We start from the raw sequence: 21,451 nt of genomic DNA, 5'->3' as shown, positions 1-21,451 counted from the left end.
CGCGACACGCGGAAACCGGTGCGCGGGGTCGGGAGCGGGACGAAAAAACGGCCGGTCCTCGCGCGAGGACCGGCCGTCATCGGAAGGCGGAAGGGCGATCAGGCCTCGGCCGGAGCCTGGCCGTCACCCTGACCGGCGTCACCGGCATTACCGGCGTCACCGGCGTCGGAGGAATCGGCGTCGCCGTCCTGACCGGCGGCGTCCGCCGGAGCGGACGAATCGGCCGGAGCGGCCGGAGCCGGGGCGGGACCGTTCGCGGCGGCCATGGCCTCGGCCACGGACGTGGCGGCGCCCGTGCCTCCGGGCACCACGTTGGCGAGCGGCACGTCCGGCGCGGCGGGCGACTGGCCGCCGAGGAAGCCGGAGAACGCGTTGGCGAACATGAGACGCAGCTCGCTCACGCGCTGCGTGATCTGCGCCTCGCGCTGCTGCAGCTCGGTGATGTGCTTCTTCAGCCCGTCAAGCTCGCTCTGGGCGGCGGCGCGACGCTCCTCGATCTGGGCGTCCGCCTCCTCGCCGGCCTTCTTCACGATCTCGGCGGCCTGGGTGTCCGCCTCGCCGCGCTTGGCGGCGGCGTAGGAGTCGGCGTCGCCGCGCACGATCTTGGCCTGGCCGATGAGCTCGTCGGCCTCCTTCTTGGCGGCGGCGCGACGCTCCTCGAGGCTGTCGAGCAGCTCGCCCACCTTCTTGGTGGCTTCGTCCTGCTGGGCGGCGATGTCCTTGCGGATCTGCTCCACCTCGGCGTTGACCTGGCTCATGGTCTTGGTGCGGTGCACTTCGGCGTCGTCGGTGATCTCCTGCGCCTTGGCCTTGGCCTCGTCGGTGATCTCGCCGGCCTTACGCTGCGCGTCGGTCATCATCTTGGAGACCTGCTCGCGCACGTCGGCGAGCTTCTTGTTCGCCTCGGCGAGCGCGGCCTCGATCTGGTCGTTCGCCTCCGACTTCAGGCGGGTGAGCTCCTCGTTGGTGCTCTTGCGCTGGGCGGCGATCTGCGCGGTCGCCTCCGCCTTGAGGTCGGCGAGCTCGCGCTCCTGGCTGGAACGCTCGGAAGCGAGCTTCTTGTTGTGCTCCTCGCGCGCGTTGGCGAGCTCGAGCTCGACGGTCTGGCGCTGCTCGGTGACGTTCTTCGCTGTCTCGGCGCGCAGCTGGGCGGCGTCGTTCTTCGCGGAGGTGGTGATGGTCTCGGCCTGCGTGTTGGCCTGGTCGAGCAGCGAGGAGGCCTTCTTGTTGGCGTCCTCCACGATGTGCTGGGCGTCGAGCTTGGCGTTGTTGATGAGCGTCTGGGCCTGGGCCTGGGCGGCCTTGCGCGTGGTGGCGGCGTCCGCCTTGGCGCGTTCGAGCAGTTCGGTGCTGGTCTGTTCGGCGGAGGCGAGCATCTGCTGGGCGTTGGCGCCGAGGGAGGCGAAGCTGTTGCCGGCGGGCTTGCGCTTCTTCTCCTCCTCGAGCTGCGCCTGGAGCTGGAGGATGCGGTCGTCGTTGGCGGCGATCTGCTCGCGCATGTCCGCGAGGGTGCGCTGCGCCTGGCGCACGCTGGCCTGCGCGGTGGCGAACGCCTCGTCCACCTTGTCCTTGTCGTAACCCCTCAACACGATCGGGAACTGGTCCATGTTCCTATCCTTTCGGCTGCCTTCGGCTTCCGCCGCACTCACTCGCTCGATTGACCGCCCCGCTTGGCTTCCCCTCCGGTTCCGGCCGTATGGTCCGGCGGCGGCCTTTTGGCCGTCCGATTCATGCGGTGGTCGCGTTGGTCCCCCATGGGCGTGTTCGTTACGCATCCTAGCCCATGCCCGCTGGGAATGTGCTGAACGACCGTGCGATTCACACAGCATGTTCTTGTTTCGTTCGAACCGTGCGTGTTGCGGGGTGCGCGGGCCTCCCGCAGACCGGCCGCCGGCCGCGCGCCCCCGTTCCGCGGCCCGCTCCATTCCGCGGGCCTTGCCGGCGCTCAGACGATGAGGATGTCCTCGGAGCTGGGCCTGCGGTAGTAGCGCACGCTCTCGCGCACCACGTCCGCGCCGGCGGCGACGAGCTGGCGCAGCGGCAGTCCGTGCTGCGGGTGCCGGGATTCGTTGATGAGCGGCAGGCTCACGAAGCCGGAGAGCACTTTCTCCTGGGCGCTCGTCCAGTTGAGGAGGTTGTAGAACAGCGAGTTGCACACGAACGTACCCGCGTCGGAGCTCAGGGTGGCGGGGATGCCGTCGTGCGCGAAGTCGGCGAGGATGGACCGCAGGGGCAGGCGCGTCCAGTAAGCGGCCGGACCGTCCGGATCGATGGGCGCGCGGCGCGGCACCACGTTGTCCGCATCCGGTTTGGCCGCGTCCATGAGATTGGTGGCGCAGCGCTCCAGCATGACGCCGCGCGCCGCGTGTTTGAGCCCGGTGGCGATGACGATCTGCGGGTGCACGGTCTCGATGGTGTCGAGCAGGGTGGGCCACGCCTTGGCGAAGCTGACCGGCAGGATCACCGCGTGGATGTCGACGCGCACGTCCTCGAGTCCGTCCACGCCGGTTTCGGCGAGCGCCTTGGGCACCTCGTAGGACGGGTTGACGCGGACGTCCTCGTAATGGTCGAAGCCGGAGATCACCACACTGAACTGCTGCATGGCACCCAGTGTACCCGTACGGCCATGCCGGCCTCCGGACGGACTGGCGGTCCGTCACGACGCGCCGCCGGCCCGGCGGACGCGGCGCGACGTTCAGCGGCGGTGCATCTGGGCGGCGGCGCCGGCGAACATGGCGTGCATGCGCGCCTTCGCCTCCTCGCGCGTCATATGGTGCGTGAGGTCGGCGGCGATGCGTTCGGCCGTGGGGATGTCGGCGAGCGTCGTGATCTTGAGGTTCGTCTCGCTGCCGGAGACGATGGCGACCGGCACGTCGGGCAGGTAGTCGACGACGACGCGCGTGTCGTCGGTCGGGTGGAAGTCCGGGTCCGCCGCCGCAAGCTCGTAGGCGCGCCGGATGGTGGAGAAGCGGAACGACTGCGGCGTCTGCGCGCGGTACGTGTCCGGACGGTCGGGCACGCGGGCGACGACCTTGCGGTCGCCGAGGTCGCGCGTGAGCAGCACGGTGTCGGTGGACGCGTACGCGACGGTGGCGGCGCGGAACCCGTCGAGCGCGTCGATCGAGCCGTCGATCGCCGACTGCGCGACGAACGGGCGGACGGCATCGTGGATGAGGATCTTCGCGTCGTCGGGGATGCCGGCCTGGGCGAGCATGTCGAGCGCGGCGGCGGTGCTGTCGACGCGCTCCTCGCCACCGTCGATGACGATGCGCACCTTGGCGTACCCGGCCTCGCCGATGAGCCGCTCCACCTCGTCGCGCACCTTCGGGTTGACGACCACGACGATGTCGGTGACACGCGCGCAACGTTCGAACGCCTCGATGCTCCAGCACACGATGGGCTTGCCGCCCACGGAAACGAGCTGCTTGGGGTTGTCGGGGTCGAAGCGCGTGCCGAAGCCGGCGGCGAGCACCACCGCCACGACGGGCGCGGACTGCGGCGCTGGGGCTTCGGGGGCGGCGCTCTCGGACTGCACGGATGCGATGCCGTCGACGGTCATATCACGGTTCTCTCTCTCGGTCATAATGCCTCCACCGTAGAACGCGGCGCGGCGGGGTGTGAGCCGGGCCACAGGCTTCCGCACGGAATGTACACGGCGGAGGGCCCGGCTTTTCGGGGTCGACGGCGGGTCAGTGGCGGGTCGATGGCGGGTCAGCGGCGGGTCAGTGGCGGACGATGAGGGCGAGCAGACGCCCCTCATGACGCTTGCCGGCCTTCACGGCGCGACGGTGCGAATACCACAGCGGGTTCTCGAACGTGCACATGCTGTGCTCGATGCCCGCGATGCGCTCCCGGAGTTCCGCCGGACCTTCGCCGTCGGTACGGCACAGCTCGGCGAGCTCGGCGTCCTCCTCGAGGTATTCGGTGGCGGCGTGGACGCGCGGCATCGAATCGACCACCTGGTGTACGCCGGCGAAGGCGAGGTCGATGCGCGCCGCCTCCGCGATGTCGATGCCGGCGCCGCCGAACCGGGACGTGGTCTTGGTGAGCGGGAAACGCTTGACGAACGTGTCGGCGACCTCGTCGCCCACCTCGTAGCAGTCGCCGCAGATGCACGGGCCCAACGTGGCCACGATGTTCTCCGGGCTCGCGCCCTTGGCGACCATCAGGTCGACGGTCGACTGGATGACGCCGCGTTCCAGACCGCGGCGGCCGCAGTGGGCGGCGCCGATCACGCCGGCCGTCGGGTCGGCGAACAGGACGGGCAGGCAGTCGGCCGCGAACATGCCGAGCGCGACGCCGGTGCGCGACGTGACCTGGCCGTCGGCCTCCACGACCCGCGGGGCCGCGGCATCGGCGGCGTCATCGGAGGAATCGGACGGCTCGGACGGGCTGGTCGCCTCGCCGGTGGCGGAGGCGTAGTCGGCGTCGGAACGCGTGCCGGACACGTCGAACCCGAACGGCGTGTTGATGGCGAACCGCTCGTCCACGTCCACGGCCGTGCCGGAATGCACCTGCGAGACGAGCGACAGGCGCGCGCCGACGGCCTCGGCGAGCGCGATGCGGTTCGACAGCACCGCCTCCGGGTCGTCGCCGGACTTGCCGCCCAGGTTGAGGTTGCCGAAATCGCCGGTGGACAGGCCGCCGAGGCGCGTGGTGTACACCACGGTGACGCCGGGCGCGAGCGCGATGGGGATGGTCACCGGGATGGGACGGCCGGCCTTGTCGGTGGAGCTGATCTGATTCGAGTCGAGAATCGTCTCGTCGATTTCACTCATGATGGTGTCTCCTTGGATGTGGGTACGGCGTGGGGCTCTTGGTCATTCGGCCTTGAGCGTGGGCTTCTTCGTACGCGAGCGGATGGCCGCGTTCTCCGGCACCTCATGCGGGCAGGGCAGGGAGAACACGTGCGCGGGATTGTTGATGGCCGCCACGGGCACGCCGTCGGCGTCCTCCAGACCATCGGCGGGCACGGTGTAGGCGAGCGGCGGCTCGCCGGGCAGCAGGAACTCGACGAGCTGTCCGGGCTCGATCTTGTTGCGGCTCATGATGGTGACGCGGCCGCCGCGCTCCGGGATCCACGAGAGCACCTCGCCCACCACCATCCACGAACGGAAGTAGGCGGAACGATTCGTGTTCTGCGTGACCTTGTGCTCCGGATAGTAGAAGCCGGTGGAATAGTCGCGGTGGGCCACCTTGTCCGGCTCCTCGAGGAGCCAGTCGGGCAGCGTGACGTGCGGGGCCGGACGGACCTTCGCGTGATGCCAGCCCTCCGGCAGTACCTCCTCGCGCGTGTTGGACTTGCGCCGGGCGGAACGGGCCTTGTAGCTCAGCTCGTCGAGCTGCGCGCCGCCGGCGGAGCGGGCGGCCGCGTCCTCCACGGGCGCGGCGGAGCGGGCGCCGGACGGGGCGGACGCATCGGACGAGGACGCATCGGACGCCGGGCCCGCGAACTCGAGCCCCACGTCGCCGCCCGGAACGCCGGCGAACGCCTTGTCGGCGTCACGTTCGATGGCGTCGGGCGCCGCGGCGGCGGACGCGGCGAAATCGGGGTCCCCCTCGCGGATCACGCGGTCGCGGAACGGCTTGAGCACGGTGCCGTCGGCGGCCTCGAAACCACGCTGGACCATGTACTCGTCGACGGCGGTCTTATACGCGTTCGTCATCGCGGCGATGTAGTACGCGGACTTGGAACGGCCCTCGATCTTGAGGCTCGTGGCGCCGGAATCGATGAGATCGTCGATGTGGTCGAGCATGCACATGTCCTGCGAATTGAACAGGTACGCGCCCTCCTCGGTCTGTTCGATCGGGAAGTACTGGCCGGGACGCTTCTCCTCCACGATCGAATACTTCCAACGGCAGGGCTGCGCGCATTCGCCGTGGTTGCCGTCGCGGCCGGTCAGATAGTTGGAGAACAGGCAGCGGCCGGAGAACGCCATGCACATCGCGCCATGGACGAAGCATTCGATGTCCATGTCGTCGGGGATGCGGGCGCGGATGTCGCGCACCGCCTGCAGGTCCATCTCGCGGGCGAGCACCACGCGGCGGGCACCGAACTCGTACAGGGCCTGCGCGGCGCCGTAGTTGGTGACGCCGGCCTGGGTGGAGACGTGCAGCTCCACGTCCGGGGCGATCTGATGGGCCATCATCATCACGCCGATGTCGGTGACGATCATCGCGTCGATGCCGGTGTCCTTGAGCTGGCCGATGTACTCGCGCATCGCCTCCACCTCGGCGTTGCGGGGCAGGACGTTGAGGGTGACGTAGACGCGGGAGCCGCGCTCATGGGCGTAGCGGGCGCCCTCCTCGAAATCCTCGAGGCTCAGGTTCTTCGGGGCGCTCCGCATGCCGAACGCCTTGCCGCCGCAGTAGACGGCGTCCGCGCCGTAGTCGACGGCGGTCTTGAGGCCGCGCAGGTTGCCGGCCGGCGCCAGTACTTCGGGCTTGCGGCGCATGCGCAGGGGGTTGTTCCTATCCGTATTCATCACCCCAACAGTGTAGCGAGAGCGGTGTAGCGGGACGAGGCAAGGTGGGCGGGCGGGCACAGCAGGCGGTGTAGCGGGACGAGGCAAGGTTCAAGGGCACAACCGACTGTGCGGCCAAATCTGTATTACAAGGGGTACATCATGGCGGTCGCGGATGTCTATCTCATATACGAGGGGTACCGAGTCCAAGTATCGTGCTCTGAAAACGGCTTGACCCCATTGCGGTTATGCCGCTCCCGCGCTCCTATACCTGCTGCAGGAACCCCTCATACACGAGATAGATGTTCGCAAACAGGCGAAAGTACCCCTTGTAGCGCAGATAGCACGGCCAGACGCCCATCCATCGTAATAATAAGGACAGCGGAGCTCATGATGATCATCAGAACGACGGGCACCGCGAAGGACAACCATCGGAGAACAGCGGAATCCCCAAGCTGAAATCGTCAGCGGAATCCACAACAACCGTAGAGAACGATGAATCCCATGGACGACAACCGTCAGAGGAGCGCGAGCGCGAAGTCGACGAGGAGCTTGATGCCGTAGAGGGTGATGACGCCGCCGCACACGCGGTTGAGGACGTCGATGACCTTCGGGCTGAACTTGTGGGCGAACGCGTTGACGATGAGCGTCACGCCGAGGAACCACAGTACGGATGCGGTCTCCACGCCGGTGATGAACGGCGTGGTCTGGCCGGCGTTGAGCGTGGCGGCGAAGGCGCCGAGCATGAGCGTGCCGTCGATGATGGCCTGCGGATTGAACCACGTGACCGCGCAGGCGGTGCCGATGGTGTCGAGCAGGCCGCGCACGCCGAGCCGCTTGGCGGGGGCGACGGTCTGCGCGGAGGATACGGATGCGGATGCGCCAGCGACGGAATCCATGGCGACGGTCGCCGCGGAGGCGGACCTCGTGGAACCGGAGACGGCCTGCATCCCCGATGCCGCGGCGCCCGTCAGGCTGCTCTCCCCCGGTTTCCCGGTCTTCCCCGTCTTGCCGGACCGGCGCTTCGGCAGGACCAGCCCCATGCCGATGCGCACGACGACCAGTCCGCCGAGCCCCAGCACGATGGTCTCGAGCCACGGGTGCGCCTGCATGAGGGCACCGACACCGAAGAAGCAGGAGAGACTCAGCGCCATGTCGAAGCAGATGACGATGAACGCGGTGATCAGGGCGTTGCGACGCGTGCGCGTCAACGCCGAGTTGATGACGAACAGATTCTGCATGCCAATCGGTGCGATGTACGCCAAACCCATCGTCAGTCCTTGAATGTACAGACCCATCGACGTCTCTTCTTTCCTGATTCCTCATGTTTGGCTGGGCTATCACCACCCAGCCAAAACCAGCCAAACCATGTTCGACCGGCTTTCCTCTGCAGGCCGCGATTCCCACAAACCCGCTTCATTCCAATGCCATTGCCCTATGGTACGCATCGGATTACACTTGACAACCAGCCAAGATAGTTCGCCATTACCCAGCCAAACAGGTCGTGATGGATGGACGAACGGGAGCCTCCCCTCAGTCCGCATTCCCGCCGGCTTCCCCTCGGCGGGAGGGAGCCGGAGGCCGGGCACGGAATCGGGGACCGGTCAGCGTCCGGGCATGGCACCGGGGACCGGTCAGCGTCCGGGCACGAAACCGGGAACCAATCGACGTCCGGCCGAAGCCCCGCGAATCGGTACCCCAACGAATCGGCAATTGAACGAAAGGATCCGCATATGGCACGCAGCGCGCCGCTCGACATCGACTGGGCACCGGACCGCACGTCCGGCACGCCGGTCACGGACCAGATCGTAGGATTCATGTGCGAGCGCATCTCCTCCGGCGCATGGCCGATCGGCTCACGCCTGCCCAGCCAGCGCGCGATGGCCGAACGGTTCGGCGTGAACCGGTCGACCGTCATCGCGGCCATCGAGGAGCTCGCCGACTACGGCATCGTGGAGGGCCGGCGCGGCGCGGGCACGCGCATCGTGAGCAACACGTGGTCGCTGATGCTCCCCGGCGCGCCCGATTGGGCCGACTACGTCTCATCCGGGTTCTTCAAGGCGAACAACACCACCATCCAGACCATCAACCGTCTGGAGTTCGACCATGCGAAGACGCGCATCGGCACCGGCGAGATCGATCCGCGGCTCTTCCCACGCGACATGTGGCGCCGGGTGGCGCGCGAGGCCGCCGACGAGATCGACTCGCTCGGCTATCCGCCGCCCGAAGGCCTGGACGTGCTGCGCGAGGCGATCGCCGTGCACATGCGCGATTGGGGCGTCACGTGCCGTCCGGAGGAGGTGCTCGTCTCCTCCGGCGCTCTGCAGGGATTGCAGATGATCTCGGTGAGTCTGCTGTCGTCCGGTTCGACGGTCTATGCGGAGGCGCCGAGCTACATCAAGTCGCTGCAGGTGTTCCAATCGGCCGGCATGCGGCTCGCCGGCGTGCCGATGGACAAGTACGGCCTCGACGCGAACGCCCTCGGCCGGATGCTGGGCGAGGGTGCCGGCGAAGACGCCGACGGCGGGCGCGTCTCCACGGGCCCCGGCGCGGCCTTGGCGCCCGGCATGTCCCGCGCGTCAGCCGCCCGGACCGGCGGCTCGGTGCTGTACACGATTCCGACGAACCACAATCCCACCGGCCGCACGATGCCCGAACAGCGCCGTCACGCGCTCATCGAGGCATGCGTGGCGAACCGCCTGCCGATCATCGAGGACTGCGCGTATCAGGACCTCGTCTTCGAGGGCGAATCGCCGCGCGCGCTCAAGAGCTTCGACGAGAACGGTATGGTCATCACGCTCGGCAGCGCGTCGAAGTCGCTCGCGCCGGGCCTGCGAATCGGCTGGGTCGTGGCGGACGAGCGCATCGTGCACCGTCTCGCCGACGTGAAGATGCAGATGGATTACGGCGCGAGCGCGCTCAGCCAATGGGTGTTCGCACGGTTCCTGACGAGCGGGCTGTACGCCGAGTATCTGGAGGGCCTGCGCATGGAGCTCAGGTGCCGGCGCGACGCCGCGTTGGAGACGTTGGACCGTCTGTTCGCAGGTCGCGCGCGGTGGAACATGCCGCGCGGCGGCTTCTACATCTGGCTCACATTCGACGAGCCGGTGCGCATGGGGCGTCTGTTCCAGCGCGCCATCGACCATGGCGTGCTGCTGAATCCGGGCGACATCTATGATTTCCAGGGCGACAACGCGCTGCGCCTGAGCTACGCGTACACCACGCCGGAGGAGTTCGCGGCCGCGGCGCAGACGCTTGCCGAGCTGGTGTGACGCCCTGGAGCCCCGATGCGATCAGCCGAGCTTGGCGGGCCGCACCGTCAAACGGACGGTCCGGTGGACCGTCCGCAGGCGAGGCCGAACGGCGACGGCCGTGAGGCAATGAATCAGCCGAGCTTGGCCAACTCCTCCGGGGAGAGCTCGAGCCGGTCGGCCTTGAGCGAATCGAGGATGGTCTCCGGGCGGTGGGCGCCGGGGATGACGAACATGTGGTCGCCCTTGGCGAGCTCCCAGGCGAGCACGACCTGCTGGTAGCTCACGCCGTGGGCTGCGGCCACTTCGCGGAACGGATCGAACTTCGTCTCGTCGTACGGGTGGCGGTAGCCGCCGAGCGGGCTCCAGCACACGAACGCGAGGCCGAGCTTGGCACAGTAATCGAGCGTGTCCTGGGTGTCGAGGTGGATCGGCGAGTACTGGTTCTGCACGGCGACGAGCCTGTCGCCGAGGATCGAACGTGCGATGTCCAGCTGCTCGATGGTCACGTTGGAGACACCGGCGACGCGCGCCACGCCTTCGTCGACGAGCTGCTTCAACGCTTCGACGGACTCGTTGTACGGCACTTCCGGATCGTGGCGGTGCAGGTACAGCAGGTCGATGGTGCCGACGCCGAGCGCCATGGCGGATTCCTTGCCGTAGCGCAGCAGGTGTTCGGGCTTGCCGTCGCGCGGCCAGACGGGCTTGTCGCCGTCCCATGCGCGGCGCAGGCCGATCTTCGTGGCGACGGTGACCTCTTCGCGCGGGCCCTTCCACGTGTCGAGGGCCTCGCGCACGAGCTTTTCGCCGGTCTGTTCCTCTTCGCCGGGCGTGTAGTAGGCCCATGCCGTGTCGATGTGGCGGCAGCCGGCGTCGAGGGAGGCGTGGAGGGTTTCGATGCCGACGTCGTGTCCGCGGTTGTTTTCGATGGTGAGGGGCATTTCGCCATGCCCGATGGCGGTGGTGGAGTAGGGTCCGAGGTTGCGGTACAGCGCCATGTGCGTTCCTTCCTATGTGCGATGCCGTGCGATGCCGCGCGATGCCGTGCGATGCCGCGGGGTTTCGTCAGGCGGTTTCGCCGGTCTGCCGGTCCGTTTCCAGCGTAGGCAGTGCGTTGGATTTCGCGTGCGCGCGGGCTTTGGTCAGTCCGTCCAGCGCGTATTGGAGGCGTCCGATCTCCCGTTGGAGTTCGCCGATGCGTTGGGCTTGCTGGGCGATGACGGCGTCGCGTGGGTCGGTGTCGGCGGAGGTGAGGGCGAGGAAGTATTCGCAGAGCAGCGCCTGCGGATCCTGCATGACCGTCCGCCCCTCCACTGCGGCATACGATGCCGCGGACGTCCGAAACCGTTCCGCGATGGTGTGCGTCTGCCTGCCCGCGGCATGCGTGTCGCCCGCCGTGCCGCCGCCCGCCGCGCCGTCGACGGCGGCGCACCAGCGGCTCTGCTTGATGCCTTCCTGCAGTGGTTTCGGGAGTTGCTGCCGCCACCGTGCGAAGCAGCGTTCGATGCGTTTGCGGCCGATGACCTCCGGTCCAAGGCCGGCTTCGCGGAATATCGTGACCGGGGATTCGCCCCTCAAGTAGCGGCGCATGCATTCGTCGCGGAATGCGGGTTCGTATCGGATGCGCCCCATGCTCACGCTGTGTACTGCAGACAGTCCGTTGAGGTAGCTGAGTTCTTCGTCCGTGAAATCCGCCATAGGCGCCTCCTCCGTGTGCGCGACGCATCGTCCGTGCGATCCGCCGCCGCCCCACCGGTGTACCAATCGACTTATTGCCGGAGGTGTCATGTGGGGTGGCGTGTCGTTCACCTGGTCCGATGCACCGCTTCCGACCGTGTCGGATGTGGTGATGAACGCCCCCGACCCGAATATCCCCATTATCGGGGGCATTCGGGTCGGGGGTACAACGCTTGCGTCACTATACACCGACAAGATGGAAGATGCGGCATCCAGCATGCCTTGCGCTCACGGATTCTCTATGCGGGCGGACGATGGGGCCGGAACGCACGAAGCCCCGACTCCCCCTACGTCGGGGAATCGGGGCTTCGTCAGGTCGGCCTCACCGGGGCCTCGGCCGCGCTATCGGCGCGTCGCTCAGCGACGGTGGCGTCCCGCGCCGGCGGCGGCGGCCGGACGCATGCGGCGCGTGGCGAGGACCGTGACGCCTCCGCCGAGCACGAGCACGGCGAGCGCGGCGAGACCCGTGATGCCTGCGCCGGTCTTGGCCAGCGGCGGCGTGTACGTGTTCTCGAACGCGGGCGCCTTGTGGTCGGTGCCGAACAGGCCGGACGACCATGCGGCGATGGCGGTCATCGTGCCGTCAAGGTTGTCGGTGACGGTGACCTTCGCGGTGTACACGGTGGTGTCGTAGGTGACGCCGTCGGCGTCGCCCTTGACTTCACGGACGGTGTACTCGTACTCGCCGGCCTTGTCGAACGTGACGGGCGTGAACGCGATCTTGCCGTCCGCCGAGTTCTTCGCGGTCTGGACGGTCTTGCCGTCCGCGTCGCGCAGCTCGAACGTGAATTCGCCGTCCTTGAGGTCGCGGCCCTTGAGGGTCTTGGCGGCCTCGAACGTGAATGCGGTGGGCGCGGGCGCGTACGTGTTGGCGAACACGGCGTCCTCGTCCTTGACGGGCGTGGACTCGACCTTACCGTCCGTACCGTCCGAACCGTCGATGGCCTGCGCGGTGCGCGTGATCGCGTGCGTGGCGGTCATCGTGCCGTCGTGGTTGTCCTTGACGGTGACGGTGACGGTGTAGACGGTGTCGTCGTAGGTCACGCCGCCGAGGTCGCCGGCGGCTTCACGCACGGTGTACGCGTACGTGCCGGGCTTGTCGTACGTGATCTTGCCGAACGCGATCTTGCCGTCGGCGACGTTCGTGACGGTCTTGACGCCGTCCTTCGCGCCTTCCGGCATCGGGGCGACGACACCGTCGGCGCCGGTCGCGCCGGTGAGGGTGAACGTGAATTCGCCCTTGTCGAGCGCGCGGCCGTCGAGCGTCTTCGTGAAGTCGAACGCGTCGGTGGTGGTGTCGCCGGAGTACGTGTTCGTGAAGGTGAACAGCGCGCCGGTGGCGGGGGACGCGGTGGCGCTCATCGTGCCGTCGCCGTTGTCGTGCAGCGTGACGGTGAATTCGCGCGTGAGGTCCGCGTCGTTCGTGACGCCCGCGACGTCGCCGGATTCGGTGACGGTGTACGTGAGCGTGCGGTCGGTCTGGCCGTCGAGGTCGGCGAAGTGGTAGACCATCTTGCCGAAGTCGACGTTGCCGGCGTCATCGTTCTGCGCGGTGAGTTCGGTCTCGTCGGTGGTCTTGCCGTCCGTGCCGAGCACGTGCAGCGGCGCGCCGTCCTTGCCCTTGAGGGTGAACGTGAACTTGCCCTTGAGCTGGGCGAGGGTGGTGTCGTAGTCGCCGTCCTCGAGCAGCTTCACGCCCTTGAACTCGATGGGGGTGGAGTCCGTGGTGGTGTAGTTGTTCTCGAAGGCGAGTCCGCCGTTGCCGTCCGCATCCGCGTCGAGGCCGCTCGTGGTGAGCTTGAGCGTGCCGTTGTGGTCCGGGTCCGTCACGTTCACGGTGAACGTGTGCGTGCGGGTCACGGCGGTGACGCCGCCGGGCAGGTTCGTTTCGGATTCGACGACGGTGTACGTGTGCGCCCCAAGGTCCTTGAGCGTGTAGCTCAGCGCCTTGTCGAACGTGATCGTGCCGGTCGCGTCGCTGGTGCCGGTGGAGACCGGGGTGCCGGTGGCGTCCGTGCCTTCGTACACGTTGAACGTGTACTGGTCGGCATCGGTGAGCTTGCGGCCGGTCATGGTCTTCGTGCCGGTGAGGGTGAGCGTGGCGGAGGCGGCGTACGTGTTCGTGAAGGTGAACAGCGCGGTCGTGTCGGCCGGGGTGGTGGTCACGGCGAGCGTGCCGTCGCCGGTGTCCTTCACCGTGACGGTGAAGTCGCGCGTGGTGGTCGCGTCGTTGGTGACGCCTGCGACGGTCTTGGCATCCTCCGCGACCTCATAGGTGAAGGTCTTGGAGCGGGTGTCGTCGGCCGCGGGCGTGACGCCGGCCAGGTCGGCGAGCGTGTAGTGCAGCGTGCCGAAGGAGACTGCGCCGGCCGCGGTGTTGGACGCGGCGAGCGAGGCCTTGTCGACGAGCTTGCCCGCGTCGGAGCCGTCGCCGTCCACATGGATGGGGGCGCCGTCCTTGCCGGTAAGCGTGAACGCGAACTTGCCGCCGAAGCTGGACGCGTAGTCCTTGCCGTCGTCACCGGTCACCTTCTTGACGCCTGCGATGGCGGTCTGGCCGGCCGCGTTGTAGGTGTTGGTGAAGGTCGGCTGCTGGACGCCGGACTTGCCGTCGACCTTCACCGTGGTGGTGAGCTTGCCGTTGCCGGCGTTGGTGACGGTCACCGTGTAGGTATGGCTGGCGGGGTCGTAGGTGACGCCGGGCAGCTTGTCCTTGTCGGCGGGCGTGACCTCGTTCACGGTGTAGGTGAAGGTCTTCGACTTCGCGTAGGTGCCGTCGGCCTGCTTGAGGTCGCCCAGCTTGTAGGCGATCGGGTCGAACGTCACGGAGCCGTCGGTCTTTGCCGGCTTGGTCTGGAGGACCTTGCCGTTCGTGGTCGCGCCTTCATGCAGCTGGAACTGGAAGTCGTTCTCCAGGATCGGGCGTGCGGAGCCGTCCGCGTTCTTGAACGCCTTCTTCGCGCCGAGCGTCGCCGCGCCGGCCGCGTCGTAGCTGTTGGTGAACGCGGCGGTGCCGGAGCCGGTGTTCGCATCGGTGACGGCGGCCTTGAGCGCGCCGGTCGTCTTGTCGAGCGTCACCTTGACCTGCACGTACTGCCACGTGTGGTCGTAGGTCACGCCGTTCTTGACGTCGTTCACGGCGTCGGCGGGCACGACCTCTCGGATGGAGTACGTGTGCGTGCCGACGGTGTCGAAGTCGAGCTTGTCGAAGGTCACGTCGCCGTTCGCGGCGTTGGTCTTCGTGTCGAGCAGCTTCGTCTGGTCGCCGTCGCCGAACTGGGTGCCGTCGTACAGCTGGAACGTGAACTCGCCGTCCTTGAGCGTTGCACCGTTCAGGGTCTTGTGGGCCTTGAGCTGCGCGTCGACCTTGGTGGGCGTGTACGTGTTCGTGAACACGGGGCGTCCGGTGTCGATCTTGTCGTCCGTGACCGGGTCGCCGTTTTTGTCCTTGAACGTGGGGGCGACGACGAGGTAGCCGTTGGCGTCCACGGAGACCGTGACGTCGACCGTGTAGACGGTGTCGTCATAGGTCATGCCGGCTTCGGAGCCCTTGACCTCGGCGATCTGATAGCTGTAGGTCTTCGGGTCGCCGTTGGCGTCGAGGTCGGCGTCGGTGAACTGCACGTCCTTGAACGCGGCCTCGCCGTTGCCGGCGTTCTCGGCCTTGAGGCTCGTGACGTCCTTCACCGTACCGTCGGTGCCGATCACGTGGAGCGGCGCGCCGTCGACCGGCGTGAGCGTGAACTGGAACTTGCCGGCGGTGAGCGGATTGGCGCCGCTCTGGTCGGTGTAGCGCTTGACCACCTTCGGGCTCCAGTTCTGGGAGAGCTTCGCGTACGTGTTGGTGATCGTCGCGACCGGCTCGCCGGCAGCGGGATCGGCCTTGACGGCCTTGCCCTGCTTGGCGTTCGGATCAACCTTGGAGACGAGCTCCATGACGGTCTTGGCGGTCAGCTGGCCGTTGCCGTCGTCGGTCACGGTGACGGTGGCGCGGTACAGGTCGGTGGAGTAGCTGACGCCGGGGATGGCGTCGTCCGCCGAGGGCTGGACCTCGCTGATGTTGTACACGTAGGTACCGGCCTTCGTGTAGGTCATCTGGCCGAAGCCGAACTCGTCGCCGTTGGTGGCGGTGTGCGTGAGCACGCCGTCCTGGGCGCCCGCGGGCATCGGGATATCGGCCTTGGCGACGGACGACTTGTCCGCGGCGAGCGTGCCGCTGACGGCTTCGAGCTTGAAGTCGAAGTGGTCGGTGCCGTCGGTCTTCCACTCGCGGCCGTCGAGCTGCTTCTTCGCGTGCAGTTCGGCGGTGGCGGGCGTGGGCGTGTACACGTTGTCGAACGCGGCGGCCTCGGAATCCGGGTCGTCGGACGTGCTCGGGTCGCCGTCGCTGATCGCGTAGCTGGTCTGCAACGTGCCGCTGCCGGTGTCCTTGACGGTCACTTCGACCGTGCGGGTCGTGGTGTCGTAGGCGATGCCGTCCTTCACGTCGCCGGCCTTGGCCGGGGTCTTGCCGTCGGGACCGAGTTCGGCCACGGTGTAGGTCAGGCTCCAGGTCTTCGTGGCGGCGTCATACGTGGCGTAGCCGTCCTTGACCGCCTGCTCGAGCGTGGCGGGCGTGTAGTCGATCCAGTCGAAGGTGATGTGGCCGGAGGCTTCGCCTGCCGTCGGCGCGATGTTCGTCTTGGTCTGGATCGGCGTCTTGCCGTCCGTGCCGTCGCCCTGGTACAGGCCGAAGGTGTACTCCCCCGCCTTGAGCGCCGGGGCGGCGACGCCCTCGGCGGCGGTGATCTTCTTGTGCAACAGGAAGAACGCGTGTCCGGCGGGCGCGTAGACGTTGGTGAAGCCGACCTTGTCGGCCAGCGTCTTGTCGGCGTCGGCCGTCGCGCTGGAGTTGTCGTAGGTGGTGGAGGCGATGAGCGTGCCGTCGCCGTTGTCCTTCACCGTGACGGTGACGTATCCGACGTGCTCGTCCTTCTGCGTGCCGGTCTTCACGTCGCCGGTCTCGGTGACCGCGAACTTGAAGGTTCCCGGCTTGCTGAAGTGGAGGCCGTTGAAGCTGAAGCCTGCGGGCGTGCCGTCCTTCGCGTTCGCGACGGTGGTCTCGAGCGTGTCGGCCTTCTTGTCGCCGCCGAGGACGATGGAATCGTCCTTGAGGCCGGCGCGGGCGGCCTTGGCGGCGTCCGTGTTGTCGGAGGCGGCGGCGAGACGGAACGTGAACGTCTCGTTCGGGTCCATGTCACGGCCGGTCAGGGTCTTCTGTCCGGCGACGGACGCGTCCACGGGGTTGAGCTTGTAGGTGTTGGAGAACACCGGGCGGCCGCCGTCGAGCTTGGAGGCGTCGACCGTGTTGCTGTCCTCGTCGAGGATGGTGGTGGTGTAGCCGAGCACCTGCTTGCCGTCCTTGTCCTCGGTGAGGCCGACCTTGACCTTCACCGTGTAGGTGGTGAGGTCGTAGGTCATGCCGTTGAGCGTGGCGGTCTTGCCGTCGGCGCTGGTCACGGCGCCTGCGGGCACGTTCTCCTTGAGCGTGTACTCGTAGGTCTTGCCGTCGTCACGCGCGGAGGTGAGCTTGATGAGGCCGAACGAGGCCACGTGGGCCGTGGTGACGTTCGCCGTGGCGGAGTCGCCGGTGGTGCCGTCGGGCAGCGGGGCGCTGTCCTTCGCGGTGAGCGTGAACGAGAACATGCCGTCGGTCAGCGGCTTGGAGCCGGTCTCGTCGGTGTACTGCTTGGTGACGAGCAGGCTGAAGTTGGCCTCCTGCGCCTTGAAGGTGTTGGTTACGGCTGCGACGTTGCCGTCGACCGCAGCGTTGCCGGCGGACGTGCCGTCGTCGTTCTGAGCCTTGGTCATGACGACGCCGCCGTTGGAGAGTTTGCCGTTGCCGTCATCGGTGATGGTGACGGTCACGTTGTACAGGGCGTTCGAATAGTCGACGCCGGGCAGGGACTGTTCGCCGCCGTCCGCGGTGGGCGTGTGCTCGAACACGGTGTAGTGGTATTCGCCGGCCCGGTCGTAGGTGATGTCGCCGAACGCGTGTTCGTCGGCGTCCTTCACCGTGAGCGAGGCGTAGCCGTTCTTCGCGTCCTTGGGCAGCGGGGCGTCCTTGGTGGGCGCGGCGGGCTGCAGGCGGAACTCGAAGGAGTCGCCGTCGCGCCATGCGCGGCCGGCGAGCGTCTTCTGCACCTTGATGGCGTTCGAGACCGTGGTCGCGGTGGGCTTGTACGTGTTGTCGAACGTCCAGTCGCCGTGGTTCTCGTCGATGCCTTCGATCTTCGCCTGGCCGCCCTTGATCTCGAGCTTGCCGGAGGTGTTCTGCTCCACGGTGAACGAAACGTTCGCGGTGCGCGTGTCGAGGGTCAGGCCGTTGCCACCCTTGCCGGTCTCCTTGACCGTGTAGGCGTAGGTGCCGGGCTCGGGGAACGTGAAGTCGCCGAACGTGAACGGCGAGGCACTGCCGTCGGCGCCGTCGCCGGTCTTCTTCGCGGTGGCGGTGGTGTCCTTGGGCATGGCGGCCTTAAGCGCGGCTTCGCTCACGCCCTTGCTGTTCGCCGTATCCGGCGCAAGGTCGAAGGTGAAGGCGTCGGAGTCCTTCCATGCGCGGCCGGTCAGCTGCTTGTACAGCGTGACGGAACCCTTCACGGCGGCAGGCTTGCGCTCGTCGTACGCGTTGAACGACGTGCCGTCGGAGACGATCAGGCCGAACGCCTTGGCGCGGGCGAGGGCCGCGGAAGACTCGGCGTCGTCCGTGCCGGGGAGCATGAAGTAGCGCGGCGTGGCATCGAGCTTGTACTCGGTGCCGTCGGTGCCCTTCGGGGCCACGGTTTCCACGTAGTAGTACAGCGTGTTGGTGGCGAGCGGCTTCGTGGAACCGAACGTCGCGACGCCGTTGGCGTCGGTGGCAACGTCGGCGCCGACCTTCGTGGCGGCGGCCTTCACCTGCTCGAAGGTGACGTTCGTGCCGGACAGCTTGTCCATGTTCACCTGATAGAGCGCGAACTTCGCGCCGGCGAGCTTGCGGGACAGGTCGGAGGCGTCGGTCTTGGTGATGGAGATCGATCCGGCGGCGCCGTCGGTGCCGGAGTTCGGGTTGGTGACGGCCCAGTTCTTGTCGTTGACGGATTCGCCGCCGGCCACGCCTTCGAGCGTGGCGGTGTTCTTCAGGTTCACCTTGTCGCCGGGCTTGCCGTTGGGCTTGACGTCATAGGTCACGGTGACGGGCGTGGAATCCGGCAGGGTGAGCGTGAGCTTGGTGGAGGGCTTGCCGTCCACGGTCACGTTCTCCACCTTGACGGACACGATGAGCGTGGCGCCCGTGTTGCTGTTGGTGACAGTGAGCGAGCCGGGCAGGAACGTGCCTTCGGGGTCCATCGTGTCGGTGAGGGTGACGGTGTCGGCGTTCTTGACGAGGTCGGCGCCTTCCGGGTTCACCTTGATGGTGTAGCGGACGTGGTTGAGGTCCTTGATCTGCGCGGCGGACTTGTCGATGACCTTGTTGCTGCCGGTCACGGTGCTGGAATCCTCGCCGAAGTGGGTGGAGCCGGAGTCGGCGGTGGCCTTGTTGGTGAAAGCGACCTCCTGACCGGTGCCCTTGGCTGCGGTGGAGTAGTTGAGCACGGCATATGCCTTGTCGGAGCCGTCCGTCTGCACGACCTTGTTCGTGGGGATGGTGAAGGTGAGCGTGCCGTTCGCGTTCGTCATGACCGCGTCGAGGTCCTGCTTGTCAAGGGCGTCCGGGTTGTAGCCGGCCTGCACCTTGTAGGTGCCGCCGGGCACGTAGCTCATGCCCTTCGGGAGGGTGTCGTTGACGACGATCGGCTGGCCGTTGAGTTCGGTCTTGCCGACGCCGTTGTACGGGTCGTTGTCCTCGTTGACGGTCACCTTCCACGTGGCGACCCACGCGCCCTTGGTGGTGTCGTTCGGGTCGATGGTCGACCAGTCGAAGTCCTTGTCCCACTTCATCGAGCCGGTCTTGGAGACGAGGTTCGTGTTCTCGATCTCGTAGGAGTCGCTGGCGGAGGTGGTCTTGCCGTTGACCTTCACGCTGGCCGTGTTCTTGTACGTGCCGGGCGTCTTGTCGCCGGTGGTGGAGTACGTGACGGTCACGTCCTGCTTGCCGACGGCGGCCTTGAGCGCGTCGGTCGCCTTGAACGTGATGGTGAACTGGTCGTTGGTCTTGTTGAAGGACAGCGTGTAGTCATTGTCCTTGACGAGCGTCGTGCCGCCGAGGGTGAGCGTCGGTTCGCCGTCGAACGTGAACGTGGCGCCGTCGGGCTCGGAGAGCTTGTCGGTGAACGTCACCTTGGACGGGTCGGTGTCGGCGGCCATCTTGGAGAATTCGATGGTGGACGTCCACGTGGCCTTGCCGTCCGCCGCGGCAGCGGTCTTGTCGGTGTCGAGCTTCTTGGTGACGTATGTGTTGTCGTCCTTCGGCGTGTAGGAGCCGTCGTCGCTGCCGCCGGGGTGCTTGTCGTCAGGCGGAGTCACTTCGGCGTGGTTGTCCACTGTGGCGGTCGACGAAGCGTCGTCGAGCGCGGTGTGGTATTCGATGGTGTACTGCTGCGCGCCGGCGTCGGCCGGGAACGTGTAGCTGAAGTCCTTGGCCGAGCTGTCGAGCTTGCCGGTGGCGACCGTGTCGCCGTTGGCGTCCTTCACGGTGTAGGAGCCGGTGTAGTGCTGGCCGTCCTTGATGGAGTCCTTGAACACGTAGTTGCCCATGTCCGCCTTGAGGTTGCCGGAATTGAGCTTGACGGTCCACTTGATGTCGGAGGCGGTGCCGGAGCCGTTGGACTTCTGCACCATCTTGTAGCTGAGGTTCGGGGTGACGTCGGCCTCGCCGGGCTTGTCGGCGCCGTCCCACGTCCAGTTGGCGGTGTTCTGGGCGTCGTTGAGCTTCTCGCCGTTGGCGAGCTTCTGCTTGGCCTCGTCGGTGAGCTGCGCCTTGTAGGTGAGCTGGTAGCCGTTCTTGTCGGCCTTGGCGAGGTCGCCGAGGTCGATGGTGGCCTTCTGGCCGTCGATGGTGGCGTTGACGTCCTTGCCGTCGAGCTGGAAGCTGCCGGGCACGAAGGTGAAGTTGGAGCCCATGGTGTCGGTGACGACCATGTTCTTCACGGCGAACTGGGGCTTGAGGGTGACGGTGAACGTGACGGTGCCGTCGTCGTTGACCTCATAGTCCTTCTCACCGCTCACCCTGGACTTGTCGATGGTGATAGTGATGTCGCCGCCACCACCGGGGAAGTGGATGTCCTCCTTGTCGCTGTTGCCGCCGGCGTCCTCACCGAGCGTGAAGTCGAAGCTCACGTAGGAGGAGATGTCGGAGGGGTGGCTGTTGAGCCAGTCCTCGTTCCAGTGCGCGGTGACCACACCGTCCTTGATCTCCCAAGTGCCGGCCACGTTGCCGTCCTTGTCGTACAACGGGGAGGACTTCACGTCCTTCACCTGGATGTTCTTCGGGAACGTGTAGGAGCGGTTGGGGCTGGCGAGCGTGGGCTTCTGCGCGTCGGAGAAGTCGAAGCTGATCTGGCCGTAGAGGGTCTGGCCGATCGCGGCCTTGTCCGTGGCGGGATCGAACTTCTGCGTGTGGTTCTTGTCCTTGTAGACCTCGACGCTCACACCGCTGGTGACCTGCACCGCGGGAGCGTCGGGGTTGTACGTCCCCTCGGCGGCGCTGGCCGCGGGGGTGATGTTCACGCCGGTGACCAGCATGGCCACGGTGGCCAGCATGGCGATCAACGCGCGCACGACGGTATTGCTCAGTAGGCGCATCCCTACTACTCCTTCGACTTCTCTGCACAACTAGAGAGATCGCGAATTCCCCAAGACTCGTACAGACATCCCAGAGGACCCACTGGTCCCACATATGGACACCAAGCCTACCCATTACCATGTTTGGTAGGTCCCGGTGGTCGGGGCCGGGTCGCCGGTTCCGGTATGACTGTCTCGCCCTGTCGTTGATGATCCGGGGGGTGTTGTCGCCGGGAGCGGGGGCATCCGATGACCGCT

The 21,451-nt window shown here is 67.0% G+C and carries 10 protein-coding genes; 1 reads left to right on the top strand and 9 read right to left on the bottom strand.

The genetic code is table 11. The features are described 5' to 3' along the window. Positions 1–98 precede the first annotated feature (98 nt). The 6 genes from JS531_RS10325 to JS531_RS10300 form a co-directional block, all read right to left on the bottom strand. Positions 99–1,607: a cell division protein gene (locus JS531_RS10325; RefSeq protein WP_214315728.1), complete on the bottom strand. Its 1,509-nt coding sequence runs from the start codon at positions 1,605–1,607 to the stop codon at positions 99–101. 338 nt (positions 1,608–1,945) lie between these two features. Beyond that, the gene (locus JS531_RS10320; RefSeq protein WP_214315726.1) at positions 1,946–2,602 is read right to left on the bottom strand and encodes a pyroglutamyl-peptidase I; all 657 of its coding nucleotides are present in this window, start codon (positions 2,600–2,602) and stop codon (positions 1,946–1,948) included. 93 nt (positions 2,603–2,695) lie between these two features. After that, the gene (locus JS531_RS10315; RefSeq protein ID WP_214315724.1) at positions 2,696–3,583 is read right to left on the bottom strand and encodes an IspD/TarI family cytidylyltransferase; all 888 of its coding nucleotides are present in this window, start codon (positions 3,581–3,583) and stop codon (positions 2,696–2,698) included. Positions 3,584–3,722: 139 nt separating this feature from the next. Beyond that, positions 3,723–4,778: a polyphenol oxidase family protein gene (locus tag JS531_RS10310; RefSeq protein WP_214315723.1), complete on the bottom strand. Its 1,056-nt coding sequence runs from the start codon at positions 4,776–4,778 to the stop codon at positions 3,723–3,725. Positions 4,779–4,820: 42 nt separating this feature from the next. Further along, complete coding sequence (locus tag JS531_RS10305; RefSeq protein ID WP_214315722.1) at positions 4,821–6,485, bottom strand: U32 family peptidase; 1,665 nt, start codon at positions 6,483–6,485, stop codon at positions 4,821–4,823. A gap of 497 nt (positions 6,486–6,982) precedes the next feature. Continuing rightward, positions 6,983–7,762: a LysE family transporter gene (locus JS531_RS10300; RefSeq protein ID WP_214315721.1), complete on the bottom strand. Its 780-nt coding sequence runs from the start codon at positions 7,760–7,762 to the stop codon at positions 6,983–6,985. A gap of 435 nt (positions 7,763–8,197) precedes the next feature. Between JS531_RS10300 and JS531_RS10295 the strand changes: the two genes are divergently transcribed. Then, positions 8,198–9,736, top strand: coding sequence for a PLP-dependent aminotransferase family protein (locus JS531_RS10295; RefSeq protein ID WP_214315720.1), 1,539 nt, complete (start codon positions 8,198–8,200; stop codon positions 9,734–9,736). A gap of 113 nt (positions 9,737–9,849) precedes the next feature. Here JS531_RS10295 and JS531_RS10290 read toward each other — a convergent pair whose 3' ends face one another. The 3 genes from JS531_RS10290 to JS531_RS10280 form a co-directional block, all read right to left on the bottom strand. Next, complete coding sequence (locus JS531_RS10290; RefSeq protein WP_214315719.1) at positions 9,850–10,713, bottom strand: aldo/keto reductase; 864 nt, start codon at positions 10,711–10,713, stop codon at positions 9,850–9,852. Positions 10,714–10,780: 67 nt separating this feature from the next. Beyond that, positions 10,781–11,413: a hypothetical protein gene (locus JS531_RS10285; protein WP_214315718.1), complete on the bottom strand. Its 633-nt coding sequence runs from the start codon at positions 11,411–11,413 to the stop codon at positions 10,781–10,783. A gap of 396 nt (positions 11,414–11,809) precedes the next feature. Beyond that, entirely contained in the window at positions 11,810–21,214 is a 9,405-nt protein-coding gene (locus JS531_RS10280; protein ID WP_214315716.1) for an FctA domain-containing protein, read from the bottom strand. Positions 21,215–21,451 lie beyond the last annotated feature (237 nt).

It is taken from the genome of Bifidobacterium sp. CP2 (genome assembly GCF_018555635.1).
GTDB lineage: Bacteria > Actinomycetota > Actinomycetes > Actinomycetales > Bifidobacteriaceae > Bifidobacterium > Bifidobacterium saguinibicoloris.
Note: the sequence above shows the minus strand (reverse complement) of the source record. Positions and strands in the feature narration are given on the sequence as shown.